This is a genomic window from Leeuwenhoekiella sp. LLG6367-2.1 (assembly GCF_045055775.1).
GTDB classification, from domain to species: Bacteria; Bacteroidota; Bacteroidia; order Flavobacteriales; family Flavobacteriaceae; genus Leeuwenhoekiella; species Leeuwenhoekiella aequorea.
The window spans coordinates 3016996-3032564 of sequence record NZ_CP159331.1; the positions used below are offsets into that span (position 1 = coordinate 3016996).

Genomic DNA, 15569 nt, shown 5'->3' on the forward strand with positions numbered 1-15569 from the left:
ATTAATTGTGTTTTAACGATCTAAAGATAAATTAATTATTCTATTGGCGACGGGTGTTTTCCCCATATTTGCCCAGTGCTACCACACTTATAATTCCTATAAATATAAACAAGATAGCGATAAGGTTTTCAGTAGATAAATGAGTGGGAATAAACCGATTATAATTCATAAGAATAGGATCTCCCACACGGTCATATTTTATAGTTCCTAATGAATTGAGCTCGAATATTGGTTTTTTCCAGGGCCAGACAACACCAAGAGAACCTGTTATAAAACCTATTATTGCTGCGTTTGTTTGATTTTTATATCGCTTTAGTAAATAGGCAAGAAAGTTTGATAATGTAACCAATCCTGTTGCAGATCCTAATGTAAAAACTGCCATAACTTTTAGGAGGCGCACCCTAAAAGGATTATTTATAAATGAAAAATCTCCGTGAAGAATATCTGCAATTGTATCAAACAAGGCATTAACTGAATCTACTAAGAGTAGAACATAATTGCCTAAAAGAATTAGAATAAAAGATCCTGATAGTCCAGGGAGCGTCATACCCGAAACTCCAATAATTCCACAGAAAAAAACAAAAATTAAGTTGTCATTTTGAGTTGCCGGTTTTAATAAGCTTATTCCAATACCAGCAACTATTCCCAGACAAAGAATAATAAGATTAGATCGTGTCCATTCATTAAAATCTTTAGCGATAATATAAACGCTACCTATTATCATCCCGAAGAAGGCACTCCACACATACAATGGAAACAAGTCGATTGCAACGTCGAGTAATTTTGAAACACTAAAGTAACTAATGATCATTCCTAAAATGAGAAGAAATAAAAATCTCCCATTTACAAAACGGGCAAAACTGCGCACTCTACCGGCTAATAAAAGTTTAAAAGCGGTTTTATTTACTTTTTGAAGTGAATAAATAAATTCTTCGTAAAATCCTGCAACATACGCTACGACACCTCCAGAAACTCCGGGAACCTTATTAGCCGCACCCATAGCGAGACCTTTAAGAACTAACCAGACTTTATCTGAAAAGGACCGATGTTTATTAGATTGCATTTTTTTGTTTGGAATTGGCGAAACGTTCAAGTAAGAAAATAGTCAAAAAGCCAATAATTGCCAAAGCTATTACCAAAATGATTTTTGGATCTCCATCAAAATCTTGTGGTAAGATACTTTTTTCCAAAAGTGCCACCTGTTTTCCGTGGGAGTTTGTACGATATGATAAAATTTCTTTCCAAGGCCATACTTTATTTAAAGCGCCTATCATAAAACCGGTTAACAGTGCGAGAGTGAGGTTTTGATGGTTTTTAAATAAGTAGGTTAGCACTTTTGAGAATGCCTTAAGACCTATAATACAGCCTAGCATAAATAAAAATAATTTTATAGCGGCATCTTTAATGGCTGTAAAATCCATAGCAATTAGACCGTCTACAAAATTACGGACAGTCCCGAGAACAATGGCATATGAACCTAATAATAATAAAATAAACGATCCTGATATTCCAGGTAAGATCATTGCGATTATGGCTATAAACCCACTAAGAAATATAAACCAGTTGCTTGCACCTGCACTTAAAGGTTCTGCAATTGTAATATAATAGGATATTGCAACCCCTGCAATTCCAATTATAAAAACACCTAGGTTATAGCTTTTAATTTGTTTACCGATATACACAATACTCGCTACTATGAGTCCAAAAAAGAATCCCCATAGCAATAGCGGATGTTCTTCCAGAAGATAGGTGATAAGTTTTGCCAGCGAAAGAATACTAATGGCAATCCCTAAGAAGAGAGCAGCCAAAAATTTTAAATTGTACTCTTCAGCTGCATTAGAAAAACCATTTTTCTTCCAGCATTTGAAGAAGGAAATATCAAGTTTGTCTATGGTAGAAATTAATTCTTCATATATACCGGCGATGAAAGCTATTGTTCCGCCGGAAACACCGGGTACTACATCTGCAGCACCCATAGCTAAGCCTTTTAAAGTAACTACTGCATAATTAAGCAGCGATCTGTTTTGAGACATTGGTTATAGAGGTTATGCCTCAAATGTAAGAAAACAATTAAGAATTCTTTGCGCGCTTTATTTTTTCTAATACAGATCTTTTAGAATATGCGAAGGGAAATAATTCTTCCAGAATTATATCAAACTCCGTATCTATTTTAAGTGCGTTCTCTAAATGAAAATGACCTTTGTCATCATCTCCAAGTGTGAAATGCAAACCGGCAAGTCTGTATTCTATTTCTGGAGATTCACTGTAAAATGCCTGAGCTTCAATTAGATTTTGAACTGCAGTATCTAATTCGCCAAGATTGATTAAAATATCGCAACGAGTTAACCAGGTATCTAACTCATAATTACCTAATTCCAATGTTCGGCTATAACCACGTTCTGCTTCTTCATAAAACTTAAGGCGGTTATTAATCTTTGCATAACGCTTCCAGTAAAGAACATTATCTTCATCGATATTTATGGCTTTATTTATATAATATAGCGCATTTTGATAATCCATTTTCTTGGTGTAGAAATCAGTAATGGCAATCCATCCTTTATCTAATAACGGGTCTTCTTTAACTGTCTTTAAGTAATACGTAATGGCCAGATCATCTGCGTGAAGTTTTTGATAGCATTTACCCATGCGTAAATAGGCAAACGAAGTAGGATCATCAAGGCCTAATGTGATTTGATAGTTTTCGATAGCCTCATTATATCGCCCTAACTTCTCCAGAACTTTACCTTTCTCAAAGTAAGCGCCTATAAAAGTATCATCACTAATGATAGCAAAATCAAAAGCAGCTAAAGCTTTTTGATATTTTTTTAAATCAAAATACTGCTTACCAATCTGGTGCCAGGCAACTTCACAATAGGGATTATTATCTAAGAACATCGTTAGATAGTCTATAGCCTCTTGATGTTGTTCTAAAAAATCAAAACAATAAATTACATTATATAGAGCAGAGTAATCATCTTCATCTACCTCAATGCACTTCATAAAATTGAATTTTGCATTTTGATAATCATCCATAAAAAGATATTCCATTCCTATAAGGGAATAAATATCTGCATCATCATCTGTTAGTTCTAATGCAATTTCTAAAAGCTCGATCGCTTTTATATGGTCATCCTGTTTTGAATAGATATTTGCTTTTTGAATATATACTTCCTCGTTTTGTGGCTCCAGCTCATAAAGTTCGGCAAGCATTTTATCTGCATCTTCTAATTTGTTTTCAAATATTAAAATTTCAATTTTAAATAATTTGAGATTAGATGATGAAGGATGCTGGTCAAGACCAAGCTTGACGGCTTTTTTTGCCAGAGCAATTTTACCATTCTCCAGATAATGGTTAACAATATTTTCGAAATCATCCGAATCGAAGAAAAGAACATCATTTGTCTTTAACATAGATTCAAAACGGGTGAGTGGGAAATTATCTTCTTCGTGTTCTTGATTAAACTTCATACACGGGTTTTTTAAAATTTCTTCCAATATAAAAGTAAAAAGGAACGTCCGACGCCCAATTCAATTTTAGTATTGTTGTTAACAAAATAATCAACAATTAAGCCTAAATTGAAAATTTGGATTAATTAGTCGCTATTTTGTCTAATACCTTAAGTAAAATAAGACAACCCTTTTCAATTTCTTCATTTGAAATTGTTAAAGGTGGCGTAATGCGTATAGCTTTTTCTTCAAAGAGCAGCCAGAATAGGATTAGACCTTCATTTTGAGCAGTTAAAATAGCGAGGTTAGCAACAGCTCCTGTGTTTACAATAGCTGCAAGCATAAGGCCTTTCCCTCTTATTTCAGTTATAAGTTTGTGTTTTAATAGTTTTCTAAATAGTTGCTCTTTTTTTAAAGCCTCATCCATTAACGACGATTCTAAAATCTGCGCTAAGGTAGCTAGTGCAGCTGCTGCTATGACAGGATGACCGCCAAAAGTGGTAATATGTCCCATCTTGGGATTATCTGAAAGTAGTTGCATATGATTTCGGGAAGCTGTAAAAGCTCCTATAGGCATTCCGCCACCCATTCCTTTTCCCATAACTACTACATCAGGAATAACATCATAGTTCTCAAACCCAAAAAGTTTTCCCGTTCTCCCGAAACCCGGTTGTATTTCATCGAGAATCAATAGTGCGCCTACCTCGTTGCAGCGTTCACGTACAGCATTTAACCACCCATTTTGTGGCTGAATAAAGCCGGCTCCACCTTGAATGGTTTCTAGCACAACACCTGCAGTTTGTTCTGTAATACTGGTTAGATCCTCAAAATTATTAAAACCTATGTGTGAAATATCGCCGATCACTGGTCTAAATGGTGCAACGCGCTCTTCAAAATCCATTAAGCTTAAAGCACCAAATGTGTTTCCGTGATATGCATTTTTTGCGGCAATAATTTGAGTTCTTCCGGTAGCTCGTCGTGCGAGTTTTATAGCTCCATCTATAGCTTCAGTACCACTGTTTACTAGATAAGTTTGTTCTAAAGGATCTGGCAAATTTGCAGCGAGTAATCGGGTTAACTCGACTGCAGGTCCTTGAGCATATTCTCCATAAACCATCACGTGTAAGTACTTGTCACACTGCTCTTTAATTGCTTGTAAAATTTTTGGGTTAGAATGACCAACGCTTACAGCAGAAACACCGGCAACAAAGTCCAGATAGGCCTTACCGCTAGTATCGTAAATGTAGGATCCTGATGCGTGTGAAATTTCTAATCCAAGTGGATACGGACTCGTTTGAGCCTGATATTTTAGAAAATCGTTTTTCATCTAATTTTCTGTTTGAGTAGAATCGTTAGTTTTTGCAGGAGCTTTCTCCTTCAACAAACTCTTCGTTTTTGTATCAGTTAAAGTGTCTTTCTTTACAGTTGCCTTTTCATTAACCGGTACACCTATGGCAGGAGCATCTTCTTCGCGGTTTTTAAAATCTGAAGGGCTAAGTTGTGATGCATCAGGAATATCTAACTTATTATCGGGTATCGAATTATCAAAAAAGTCTTCTTCAATCTCGGGTAAAGGTATTCCCTCAATTTTTGTAAGTGTAAATGGAGCTTCTCCCTTAAATATATCTTCTTTAGTTAGTAAGCGTTCCTCACCTCGCCAGTTTAAACCAGGAAATTGCCTGGCTTCTTTTTCAAATAATGAAAGCGGAAATACATCACCATCAACTTGTCTCAGCTTTGTTATTTCAGTGATCTCATTATTTTCTATGATAGCAGAGATTGAAGCAGATTTGCTTTTGTCTATTCCTTGAAGCACTCCATCTTCAGAACGCATATAATTTATACTTTCTGCATTTTTGATGATATCTAGTTGATGCAGTTTATTGTCTTTAAATGAACCGTATAAGTCATCACCTTTGACTTGATTATAGGCTTTATTCCTTCGGTCATCGTATAGCGGAATAGTATCTTGCTGGGCAAGAAACGCATTTTTAAATACGTGAAGTGAATCTAATTTTTCAATAACGACGTTGCTTCTTAAATGTATTGTATCACCGGTCATTTGGCTTAAACCATTCCATAAAATTGGTTTCCCCAGCATTTGCGTGAGACCAGTTTCTTGATTAATATGGATTGAATCAGACTTACCACTTAAGTCACTTTTAAATAAGCGTACATTATTATATCCTCTCACAATTCGCTTTTCAGGAATACCTGTCACCACCAATCGATCTCCGTGTACGTATATAGAGTCATTATCCTGAACTGTAATTGCAACCGCTCTCTTAGTTATAAATACAGAATCTTTAGCTTTGTATACTTCAGCGTAATGACCTTTAATTATACTTTTATTAGCGGTGTCAATAACCCTAATATTGTTAGTTGCCGATGCAAAATTAGTAGGCCTGTCAAAATATAAACTATCGCCATACACCGTTCTATTGTCGTAATCTATTCTTGAATTTTTAACGAAGTATCCATTATCGTTACGTGTGTCATAATATCCGCGTTCGCAATAAACAACACTCGCATCACTTGTTATAGTTGAAGGTCCATATAAATAGGCGATTCCTTTTTCTGAAAAGAAGTCTAATTGATCACTATTAATTACATATTCCGGATTTGTAACCACTACATCTTGAACGAAAGAATATTTGTCTTGATCTAAGAAGTAACGGCCTATTTTACTTGTGATTACACTAGTGGTGTCTCTAAGGGTTCCTTTATTTCTATAATATGCTTGCTGTTTTATACGGTCAAAATAAAGTGTATCTGTATCTAATGTAGCCGTGGGAGTTTGTAGGTTAACACCTCCTGAAGCCCAGGCAAACTGTGTATCCCCGTTATATTCTGCATAATTACTACGCATAGTGATCGTATCACCTTGATTCATACGCACATTACCTATCGCTCTTACAAAATTTTCATCCTTGTAATTAAAGGCAAGATCACACCACATTTCTATCCCTTCGTGCTGTATGTATACTTGCTTAGTGCTTTTATACATTACAATAGCACCGGGATATTTAACTTCGTCAATTTGTTCTATATCAGACTGAATATTTAATTCCTTACCTTCTTGAGCAGAAGTATAAGTTGTAATAAACAGAATTATAAAAATAATGGTATTTCTAAAAAAATTGGGCATAGCGAATTTTGACGCAAATATAACGGAATTTCCACTCTAGATCGTATTCGCATTTCACTATTAAAACAAATTCTAGGTAGAAATGAAAATGCGGTTTTAAATAAGGTTATTCTGCTTCACGTACTTCTTTAAGCATATCAACATAGTACGTTGTGCAAATTTGACTTTCTGATAACTTAATTTCAGTTAAATATCGATGAAGCATTTTCAGCAGATTTAAAGTATTGCTTAGTGTTTCACTTAATGTTTCAACTTCTAGAAAAGAATCTTTAAGCCCGCGGATTTTAACTAATGAAACTTCAAGTTCATTGTCTTCAAATACCACATTAAATACTTCACAGTTTTTTTTATAACTCAGGCTTTCTGTATAATTCAGTTTTTTAAGTAAACTATCTATAGCTATTGGTTCTATGATCTCACTTTCAAATTCTGGTTTTGATTTACTGTATAGATCAAATGGGGAATCCTTGAATGTTAAGAAATGCGATTCTTGGGAAGTGAGCAAATTGGTTTTTGTGCGTAACCGTAATTCTTGTTCGCTTCTCGTTAAAGTATCATTGAGATCATAATACCGGTCAAAATATTCATACAAAATTGTAGAGGTAGGTTGTATTTTTAGGATATTTTTTCTAGTTAAATAATAATCCTCCAGTTTAACTTTTAATTCGACCTCATACATATGTACTATGCTTTGCGTTAATTTACTAATTTATGAATAAATGCTAATTTCTTTATTACGGGTTCAGAAATTATAAAGGGGTAAGCGTCTGCATGACCCATACTTCTGTTTAAAGAATTTACTACGTAGGTAAGTGGCAAATAATGTTTAATAATTTTTCCCATACTTTTTTCTAAATACGGATCAAAATCACAACTTACATCAAGATTGGGTACTTTTTTAAGTTCTGGATCTATCTCGAGTCCAAAATTATAACTTGTCTCAAGCATATCCATCATATGCATATAATGGGACCAGGTCTCAGCCCAATCTTCCCAAGCATGCATAGTTGCGTACGAACTTATAAATTGCTCACGCCAATTTGCGGGAGCTCCGTTTTTGTAATGTTCTTGTAAGGCTTCACCATAATCCTGCGTGTCGTCACCAAAGTGACTTCTAAATTCTTTTAAAATTTTAGGGTCAGATTTAATAAGAGCATCCCAATAAAAATGACCAACTTCATGTCTAAAATGACCTAACAGGGTTCTGTAACGTTCTTCCAGCTGTTCTTTTATATATTCTCTATGTGCTGCGTTAGCTTCTTTAATATTGAGAGTAATTAAACCATTGTCGTGACCAGTAGTTACAGCTGTAGGATCATGTTCTAAAGGAGCTAAGAAATCAAAAGTCAACTTTAGCTTTTCCCCGTCAATGATGTATTCAGTTTTTAAATTCAATTTATGCAAGCTGTAAAATAACCTACGTTTTGCAGCTTCAATTTTGCGCCAGTCTAATTCATTTTCAGGAATAGATAAATCAGGAATCATATGATTTGTACTGCAGGCTTCACAAAATTTATTTTTTGAATCTACAGGAACAAGCCAGTTGCAAGCAGACTGGTTATAATTTGCACAGTATGTTAATTCAACTCCAGCTTTAGAGACGGCATAATCTGCACTTTTGAAAGATAGTATAGATTCAGAACTAAATAAATATCCTAAACTGTTTTCACATTTTTCGCAGGAAGTATTCTCAAAATATACAGGATTATTACAATTTGAACACTGAAAAATTTTCATAGATGAGATCGTTTAAGTTCTAAAAAACAGCAAAGCTTGCCAGACAAATGTAAGTTAATGCCGAGTGCGTAACTGTGAAGAATATCAGAAAATTAGCGCAAAAAAAATCCGAAGTTTAAACTTCGGATTTTTAATATTTATCTATAAACAGTCTGTGTCCTATCTGGTCCAACAGATACTATTTTGATAGGGACATTTAATTCTTTCTCAAGATACTCAATGTACTCATTAAGTTCTGAAGGAAGTTTAGCATCACCTTTCATTTTAGTAAGATCTTCTGACCATCCTTTCATCTCAAAATAAACCGGTTCTACATTTTCTGGTTCGATATTGTAAGGAAGGTGTTCTATTAATTCCCCTTTATACTTATAATGTGTACAGATTTTAAGAGTATCAAATCCACTTAAAACGTCACCTTTCATCATCATTAATTGTGTAACACCATTTACGCGCACCGCATATTTAAGTGCTACAAGGTCAAGCCATCCGCAACGTCTTGGTCTACCTGTGGTAGCTCCAAATTCGTTACCTACGCGACCCATAGTGGCGCCTACTTCATCAAAAAGTTCGGTAGGGAAGGGGCCAGATCCTACACGTGTAGTATAAGCCTTAAAAATACCGAAAACTTCTGCAATTTGACCCGGAGCTACACCTAATCCAGTACAAGCACCTGCTGCAGTAGTATTTGATGATGTTACAAAAGGATACGTTCCAAAATCAATATCTAAAAGAGAACCTTGTGCACCTTCTGCAAGAATTGATTTACCCGCTTGCTGCGCTTGATATAAATACTCTTCAGAATCAATAAAAGTAAGTGCTTTAAGAACTTCAACAGCTTTAAAGAATTCTGCTTCTAATTCGTCCAGATTGTATTCAATCTTAGCGTCATAAAAATCGATCATATCGATATGCTTATCACGTAAACTTGCATAACGATCTTTCCAGTCTGAAAGCTCTAAATCTCCAACACGAATACCATTTCTACCGGTTTTGTCCATATAAGTGGGACCTATACCTTTTAAAGTAGAACCTATTTTTGCTTTTCCTTTTGAAGCTTCAGAAGCTGCGTCAAGTAAGCGATGTGTAGGTAATATTAAGTGCGCTTTACGCGAAATCAATAATTTTTCTTTGATATTTAATTTAAATTGAGCTAGATTGTCAAGCTCTTTTTTAAATATTACTGGATCAATCACAACTCCATTACCTACAAGATTTATTGCATTTTCATGAAATATCCCAGAAGGTATTGTGTGTAAGACATGTTTTATACCATCAAACTCAAGAGTGTGACCTGCATTAGGACCGCCTTGAAAGCGTGCTATAATATCGTAATCCTTTGTAAGAACATCTACAATTTTGCCCTTACCTTCATCTCCCCATTGGAGACCAAGAAGTAAATCTACTGCCATTTATGCGTTGTTGTCTTCGGTTGTGTTATTAATTATAATATCTTTTTTACGTGTACCGTAAAAATAGAGCGAGTGCTTATTAATCTCGATATTAAAAACCTCTTCGATGGTTTTCTTTATTGACTGAATACGAGGATCGCAAAATTCTATAACCTCTCCTGTATCTGTAAGTATTACGTGGTCGTGCTGCTTATCAAAATATGATTTTTCATATTGTGATTGATTTTGCCCAAACTGATGCTTACGCACCAAACCGCATGAAAGTAATAATTCTATCGTATTGTAGAGAGTTGCCCTACTAACACGATATTTTTTATTCTTCATACTTATATACAAGGTCTCAATATCAAAGTGATCTTTGTAATTGTAAATCTCCTGTAGAATCGCATAGCGTTCTGGAGTTTTACGATGACCATTTTCTTCGAGAAACTTGGTAAAGACGTTTTTAACGACTTCTTGATCTTTATTTATTGTTGCTTTCGGTCCCATAATTGAAGATGCAAAGTTACGTATTTACAGACGTATGACTTTGTCGATACCGTTTATTTTTTTGAGGTTTTCTATTAGCCTGCGTAAATGCTCTTTATTCTTCACAATTACGGTAATGTTTCCTTTAAATATACCATCGTGTGTAGTGAAATTTAAATTTCGCATATTCACATGCATATGTTCTGAAATTTCTCGGGTAACTCCATTAACAAGGCCTAATGTATCAATTCCTGATAGTTCGAGATCTGCTTGAAATTCTTGCGCCGAAGAGTCAATCCATTTCGCAGGGATTATGCGATACGCATAGTTACTTTGAAGCGCAATAGCGTTAGGACAATTTTGTTTATGTACTTTAATCCCCTCAGAAACTGTTGTGAATCCAAACACCTTATCTCCAGGTATCGGGTTACAGCATTTTGCCAGCGAGTAGTCTAACTTTTGCTCATCTTTACCAAATACGAGCATATCGTATTTGTCTGTAATTTCATCTTTATCTACATGCTCGGCTACAGGAGCCTTGCGTATTTTATTCTTAATATAACTTACAAAAGCATTACTGCGCGACGCGGCATACTCTTTAATCATTTTATTATCAATGGTTCCTATACCCACTCTATAAAACAAATCAAGACTTGTTTTAAGCTTAAAATACAGAACCATCTCGTTTATAATATTCTCATCAAGAGAGATTTTTTGTGAGCGTAGCTTTCTGTGTAGAATTACTTTACCATCTTCTGCAATTACTTTCTTCTCATCTTTTAAAGAAGATTTTATTTTTGCACGAGCCCGTGCGGTAGTTGCATAATCAAGCCAGTTGTTATTAGGTCTTGCGTGTTCTGAGGTGATAATTTCAACTTGATCTCCGCTTTTTAATTCGTGACTTAACGGAACTAATTTTCCATTTACACGTGCACCTCTGGTATGCATACCTATTTCAGTATGAATACTAAAAGCAAAATCAAGCGGAGTAGCCGCTTTAGGAAGTGATTTTAGTTCACCTTGAGGCGTAAATACAAATATCTCTTTGTTGTATAAATTCAGTTTAAACTGTTCAACAAATTCTACTGCATTTGTCTCATTACTTTCTAAAGCTTCCTGTAAGCGATTTAACCACTGGTCCAGGGTTTGATCTTCTTCGGTTTCTGTAGTAGGACCTTGTTTATATTTATAATGAGCGGCATATCCTTTTTCTGCAATCTCATTCATCCGATCAGATCGAATCTGTACTTCGACCCAACGTCCTTTTAATCCCATTACCGTAATATGAAGTGCTTCATAACCGGTAGATTTAGGAGAAGAAATCCAATCCCGTAGTCGGGTAGGGTTAGGTCTAAAGTGATCTGTTACAATAGAATAAATTTTCCAGGCTAAAAATTTCTCACTTTCAGGCGTTCCCTTATAGATTATACGTATTGCAAATTTGTCGTAGACTTCATCAAAAGGAATATTCTGTTTAAGCATTTTAAGACGTATGCTATAAATAGATTTTGGCCTTCCTTTAATTTCATAATCCAGAACCTCTTTATCAAGAGAGTTTTGAACGGCTTTTGTAAACTCTTCGATATATTGATCTTGCTGCTCTTTGGTCTCTTTCATTTTACGCGAAATGCTCCTAAACACTTCGGGCTCTGTGTATTTGAGACCCAGATCTTCAAGTTCGGTTTTAATATTGTAAAGCCCTATACGATGCGCAAGAGGTGCATAAATATACAATGTCTCGCTAGCAATTTTAACCTGCTTATCTGGTCGCATAGAATCCATTGTCTGCATATTATGCAAACGGTCTGCGATTTTTATAATTATTACGCGTACATCATCATTAATAGTAAGCAGCATTTTTCTGAAATTCTCTGCTTGCAACGATGCATCGTGATGCTTTTTAAGATTAGATATTTTTGTAAGACCATCTACTATTCTCGCAACTGTAGGGCCAAAAAGTTCTTCTAGATCTTCTAACGTATAGGAAGTATCTTCTACAACGTCATGCAACAGGGCTGCTGCAATCGAAGTGGCATCCATCCCAATCTCACTGGCTACGATACGTGCGACAGCTAGTGGGTGAAAAACATAAGCTTCGCCAGACTTTCTACGTTGATCTTTATGCGCGTCTACGGCTACTTCAAACGCCTTCCTGATCATTTTTTTATCATCATCAGAGAGCGTGCGATAACTTATACGCAACAATTCTTTGTAGCGTCTGGTAAGTTCTTTATTTTCTTTTTCTATATCTACCGGAGTCATAATCTAAAAGTACAATTATATAATAGAAAATCAACTGCAAAAGCAGTACCAATGCTATTCTATCAGCACATATTTGTGCATTGATTTCACCGAAATTTACTTGACCTGAGATAAATTTTGATAGCGTTGCAATAACGTAGGATGTGAATACTGAAATTTCACATATAAAGGATGTGGTGTAAGATTGCTAAGGCTATTGCGGGACAATTTTTTTAACGAACTAATTAATGGTGCTGCGGCAAATGTGTTTTTAGCAAAATCATCTGCTTGATACTCAAATTTTCTAGATAAGAGATTCATAAGGAAACTGGTAATTCCAGAGATAGGTGTATAAAGAATACCAAAAGCGATTAATCCTACATGAAAGCTGGGTGTTGTAACTCCTAATGCCTCAGAAAATATAGGCTGACTTACAAAAATGCCAAGTAACCATAAAGTGAAACCGGTAAGTACTATTGAAGTGGCGAGATTTATTATAATATGATTCTTACGATAATGACCAACTTCGTGAGCTAATACGGCTACGATCTCTTCATCTTCAAGATCATTAACCAGCGTATCGTAAAGTGTGATTCTCTTTTCTGAACCAAAACCAGAGAAGTAGGCATTAGCTTTTGTGCTGCGTTTAGAACCATCAATGATAAATATATTGTCAAGTTTAAAACCGACAGTGGCAGAATAAGCCTCTATTTTTTCTCGTAATGATCCTTTTTCAAGAGGTTTTTGCTTATTAAATAAAGGAACTATTAGCTTGGCGTAAAACATATTCATTATCAATGCAAAAATTGCAAATAAGATCCAGGCGTATATCCAGAAAGAACTGCCACTTAATTGGTAAAACCAAATAATTAAGGCGAGTAAACCACCACCAACTAAGATAGTCATTATCCAACCTTTAAGTTTATCTGCAAAAAATAGAGCCCGGGTTGATTTATTAAAACCGAAGCGTTCTTCAATGACAAATGTTTTGTAATAACTAAATGGCGTTGTCAAAATATCTGATCCTATTAGTATTATTCCGAAGAAAATTAAACCGACTAATATTTCATTATCAGTTATGGAACGCGCAATGGTATCTACATAAGCAAACCCGTCAACAAAGAAAAATACTAAAGTTACCAATAGCATAAAGCCGCTTGAGAGTGCAGCGAATTTAGAATTCGCTTTTTTATAAGATTGAGATTTACGATAATTTTCTTCGTCATATACATCTGCTAATTCTGCAGGTATAGGATCATCAAAATGTTTTGCATTGAGCCAATCCAGAATTTGATCAATTGCAAAACTGATAATTATAAACGCTATAATTATATAAAATACAGTAGTTGGATTCATAAGAATAAAAGTGAATTTTAATTGAAACCGCGTTGTCTACGCGCCTCAAAAACTAAAATAGCAGCTGCCACAGACACATTCATAGAGTCGAGGCTTCCCTGCATAGGTATAATTATATTTTGGGTAGCGTGAGTTCTCCATTCTTGAGATAAACCATCTGCCTCAGTACCCACAACGAGAGCAGTAGGTTTTGTGAAATCCTGCTTTTCATAGGAGATCGCTTCCTGCAGGATCGCTGCGTAACAATTTATATTTCGTGCTTCTAAAAACTGAATCACTTCTTGCGTAGATCCTGTAGCAATATCAACTGTAAATAACCCGCCCACACTAGAACGAATAATATTTGGGTTATAAAGATCTGTTTTGGGGTTAGCCAAAATAAATGCGTCAACACCCGCTGCATCTGCGGTACGTAAAAGAGCACCTATATTACCGGGCTTTTCTGGAGCTTCAGCAATAAGTATAAGTGGGTTTTCAGGAAGTATTAAATCTTCTAAACTGTTGGGCTTTGACTTCGCGCAGGCTAATAAACCTTCAGTACCAGATCGATAAGCGATTTTTTTATAAACTTCTTCGCTTACAATCACTTGAGATACAGAGTCAGGAAGAACCTCTTTAAGGTTTTCTAATGCATCCTGGGTTATTATTTCTTCACAGTAAAAAACCTCAGTTAATTCAAATCCCGACTTTAATGCCAGATTGACTTCTCGAATTCCTTCAATTAAAAAAAGGCCCTTTTTACGGCGTTCTTTTGATTTCTCCTGAAGTAAAACCAGTTGCTTGATTGTAGGATTATGAATACTGCTAATTTCTTTATACATAAATTCAAAGTTACTATACTATTAGCGAGAAGATGAAGTATCTGCAGCTTTCTTGAACGTATAATTTTCTTTCAATACTTCAATAAACACTTTTTTTGAATAACCTTCAGCGGTTTTGCTAAACAGATTTAAATCAAGCTGATCATTATCTCTTATGATTAATAACTGGTTAGGGTATAACGTATCAATTATACTTTGCAGACTTATATTTTCTGCACGGAGACATAGGAGATTTCCATTTTGTAGCGTGTCACAAGAAAAAGATGGATTACGCTCAACAGTAAAAGCAATACCTGTGGTTTTAATACGTACTTTTTCATTATCGACCAAGTCACGTTCTACATTGTGAAAAAATAAAAAGGCCAGCATTATTAGAATGAAATTATGCGAAAAGTGGCCTAGTACTGCCCATAAAAAGCCCAGTTTTAGTCTTAAAAAACTAAAAATCATTCCTGCAAATAACTGAGATCCTACAATAATAGGAGCGAGAACATAAAAAATGAAGTCTGTATTTGTGTAGTTTCCTAAATGTACAAATCCGAAGGTAGCTGCGAAGATGTAAACAATTATACGTAGATTTTTTTTCCAGAATATGGCAAGGTCTTTTTTCAGTAAATAACTAATCCCTCTAAATAAAAAATTCCGTTCATATTTAAGTGGTAATCTGAATATGGTTTCCTCTAAAAAAGGTGTGAATATGCAGATAATAAATATAGAAACCCAAATTGTATAACTCTCTGCGTTTAAAAGATTTTCGTACGGTTCTAAAACCGGACTCAATGCATTCATTATAATTATAAATAAAAATGCAATACCAAAATCATAGGCTATAGCAGCAATCAGATATTTTAGTTTTTCCCAATTAGATATTGAAAATACGATATCATCAGGATGCTTAATAAAACTATTTATAACTGAAATACGCGAACGTAAGCCCATATT

13 protein-coding genes are annotated in these 15569 nt (G+C 35.0%); all 13 read right to left on the reverse strand.

The genetic code is table 11. The features are described 5' to 3' along the window. Positions 1-40: 40 nt before the first annotated feature. The 13 genes from ABVM53_RS13415 to ABVM53_RS13475 all read right to left on the reverse strand — a co-directional run bounded on the left by ABVM53_RS13415 (position 41) and on the right by ABVM53_RS13475 (position 15566). On the reverse strand, positions 41-1063 hold the full coding sequence (locus ABVM53_RS13415; RefSeq protein WP_405326979.1) for a DUF368 domain-containing protein: 1023 nt from the start codon (positions 1061-1063) through the stop codon (positions 41-43). After that, entirely contained in the window at positions 1053-2033 is a 981-nt protein-coding gene (locus ABVM53_RS13420) for a DUF368 domain-containing protein (RefSeq protein ID WP_405326982.1), read from the reverse strand. Before ABVM53_RS13420 ends, ABVM53_RS13415 begins: the two co-directional genes overlap by 11 nt. A gap of 37 nt (positions 2034-2070) precedes the next feature. Continuing rightward, positions 2071-3468 carry a tetratricopeptide repeat protein gene (locus ABVM53_RS13425; RefSeq protein ID WP_405326984.1) on the reverse strand — a complete coding sequence of 466 codons (1398 nt, stop codon included), beginning with the start codon at positions 3466-3468 and terminating at the stop codon, positions 2071-2073. Between the two features lie 121 nt (positions 3469-3589). Beyond that, complete coding sequence (locus tag ABVM53_RS13430) at positions 3590-4774, reverse strand: aspartate aminotransferase family protein (RefSeq protein ID WP_405326986.1); 1185 nt, start codon at positions 4772-4774, stop codon at positions 3590-3592. Further along, positions 4775-6595 carry an OstA-like protein gene (locus ABVM53_RS13435; RefSeq protein ID WP_405326989.1) on the reverse strand — a complete coding sequence of 607 codons (1821 nt, stop codon included), beginning with the start codon at positions 6593-6595 and terminating at the stop codon, positions 4775-4777. Positions 6596-6701: 106 nt separating this feature from the next. After that, positions 6702-7274, reverse strand: coding sequence for a hypothetical protein (locus tag ABVM53_RS13440; protein WP_405326992.1), 573 nt, complete (start codon positions 7272-7274; stop codon positions 6702-6704). A 17-nt stretch (positions 7275-7291) separates the two neighbouring features. Then, entirely contained in the window at positions 7292-8332 is a 1041-nt protein-coding gene (locus ABVM53_RS13445) for a putative zinc-binding metallopeptidase (RefSeq protein WP_405326995.1), read from the reverse strand. Between the two features lie 137 nt (positions 8333-8469). Beyond that, positions 8470-9741, reverse strand: a complete 1272-nt coding sequence (locus ABVM53_RS13450; RefSeq protein ID WP_371456378.1) for an adenylosuccinate synthase — start codon at positions 9739-9741, stop codon at positions 8470-8472. Beyond that, a complete protein-coding gene (locus ABVM53_RS13455; protein WP_371456379.1) occupies positions 9742-10230 on the reverse strand; it encodes a Fur family transcriptional regulator in 489 nt (162 codons plus the stop codon). A 24-nt stretch (positions 10231-10254) separates the two neighbouring features. Next, the gene (locus tag ABVM53_RS13460) at positions 10255-12471 is read right to left on the reverse strand and encodes a bifunctional (p)ppGpp synthetase/guanosine-3',5'-bis(diphosphate) 3'-pyrophosphohydrolase (protein ID WP_128757146.1); all 2217 of its coding nucleotides are present in this window, start codon (positions 12469-12471) and stop codon (positions 10255-10257) included. Between the two features lie 96 nt (positions 12472-12567). Continuing rightward, positions 12568-13806 carry a M48 family metallopeptidase gene (locus ABVM53_RS13465; RefSeq protein ID WP_405326998.1) on the reverse strand — a complete coding sequence of 413 codons (1239 nt, stop codon included), beginning with the start codon at positions 13804-13806 and terminating at the stop codon, positions 12568-12570. Positions 13807-13823: 17 nt separating this feature from the next. Next, positions 13824-14627 carry a TrmH family RNA methyltransferase gene (locus ABVM53_RS13470; protein WP_405327001.1) on the reverse strand — a complete coding sequence of 268 codons (804 nt, stop codon included), beginning with the start codon at positions 14625-14627 and terminating at the stop codon, positions 13824-13826. A 21-nt stretch (positions 14628-14648) separates the two neighbouring features. Next, positions 14649-15566, reverse strand: a complete 918-nt coding sequence (locus tag ABVM53_RS13475) for a CPBP family intramembrane glutamic endopeptidase (protein WP_405327004.1) — start codon at positions 15564-15566, stop codon at positions 14649-14651. Positions 15567-15569: the final 3 nt, after the last annotated feature.

Excerpts from the sequence above, each read along its gene's own strand:
- ABVM53_RS13415 (WP_405326979.1), bottom strand. The coding sequence starts at position 1,063 with ATGCAATCTAATAAACATCGGTCCTTTTCAGATAAAGTCTGGTTAGTT.
- ABVM53_RS13420 (WP_405326982.1), bottom strand. The coding sequence starts at position 2,033 with ATGTCTCAAAACAGATCGCTGCTTAATTATGCAGTAGTTACTTTAAAA.
- ABVM53_RS13425 (WP_405326984.1), bottom strand. The coding sequence starts at position 3,468 with ATGAAGTTTAATCAAGAACACGAAGAAGATAATTTCCCACTCACCCGT.
- ABVM53_RS13430 (WP_405326986.1), bottom strand. The coding sequence starts at position 4,774 with ATGAAAAACGATTTTCTAAAATATCAGGCTCAAACGAGTCCGTATCCA.
- ABVM53_RS13435 (WP_405326989.1), bottom strand. The coding sequence starts at position 6,595 with ATGCCCAATTTTTTTAGAAATACCATTATTTTTATAATTCTGTTTATT.
- ABVM53_RS13440 (WP_405326992.1), bottom strand. The coding sequence starts at position 7,274 with ATGTATGAGGTCGAATTAAAAGTTAAACTGGAGGATTATTATTTAACT.
- ABVM53_RS13445 (WP_405326995.1), bottom strand. The coding sequence starts at position 8,332 with ATGAAAATTTTTCAGTGTTCAAATTGTAATAATCCTGTATATTTTGAG.
- ABVM53_RS13450 (WP_371456378.1), bottom strand. The coding sequence starts at position 9,741 with ATGGCAGTAGATTTACTTCTTGGTCTCCAATGGGGAGATGAAGGTAAG.
- ABVM53_RS13455 (WP_371456379.1), bottom strand. The coding sequence starts at position 10,230 with ATGGGACCGAAAGCAACAATAAATAAAGATCAAGAAGTCGTTAAAAAC.
- ABVM53_RS13460 (WP_128757146.1), bottom strand. The coding sequence starts at position 12,471 with ATGACTCCGGTAGATATAGAAAAAGAAAATAAAGAACTTACCAGACGC.
- ABVM53_RS13465 (WP_405326998.1), bottom strand. The coding sequence starts at position 13,806 with ATGAATCCAACTACTGTATTTTATATAATTATAGCGTTTATAATTATC.
- ABVM53_RS13470 (WP_405327001.1), bottom strand. The coding sequence starts at position 14,627 with ATGTATAAAGAAATTAGCAGTATTCATAATCCTACAATCAAGCAACTG.
- ABVM53_RS13475 (WP_405327004.1), bottom strand. The coding sequence starts at position 15,566 with ATGGGCTTACGTTCGCGTATTTCAGTTATAAATAGTTTTATTAAGCAT.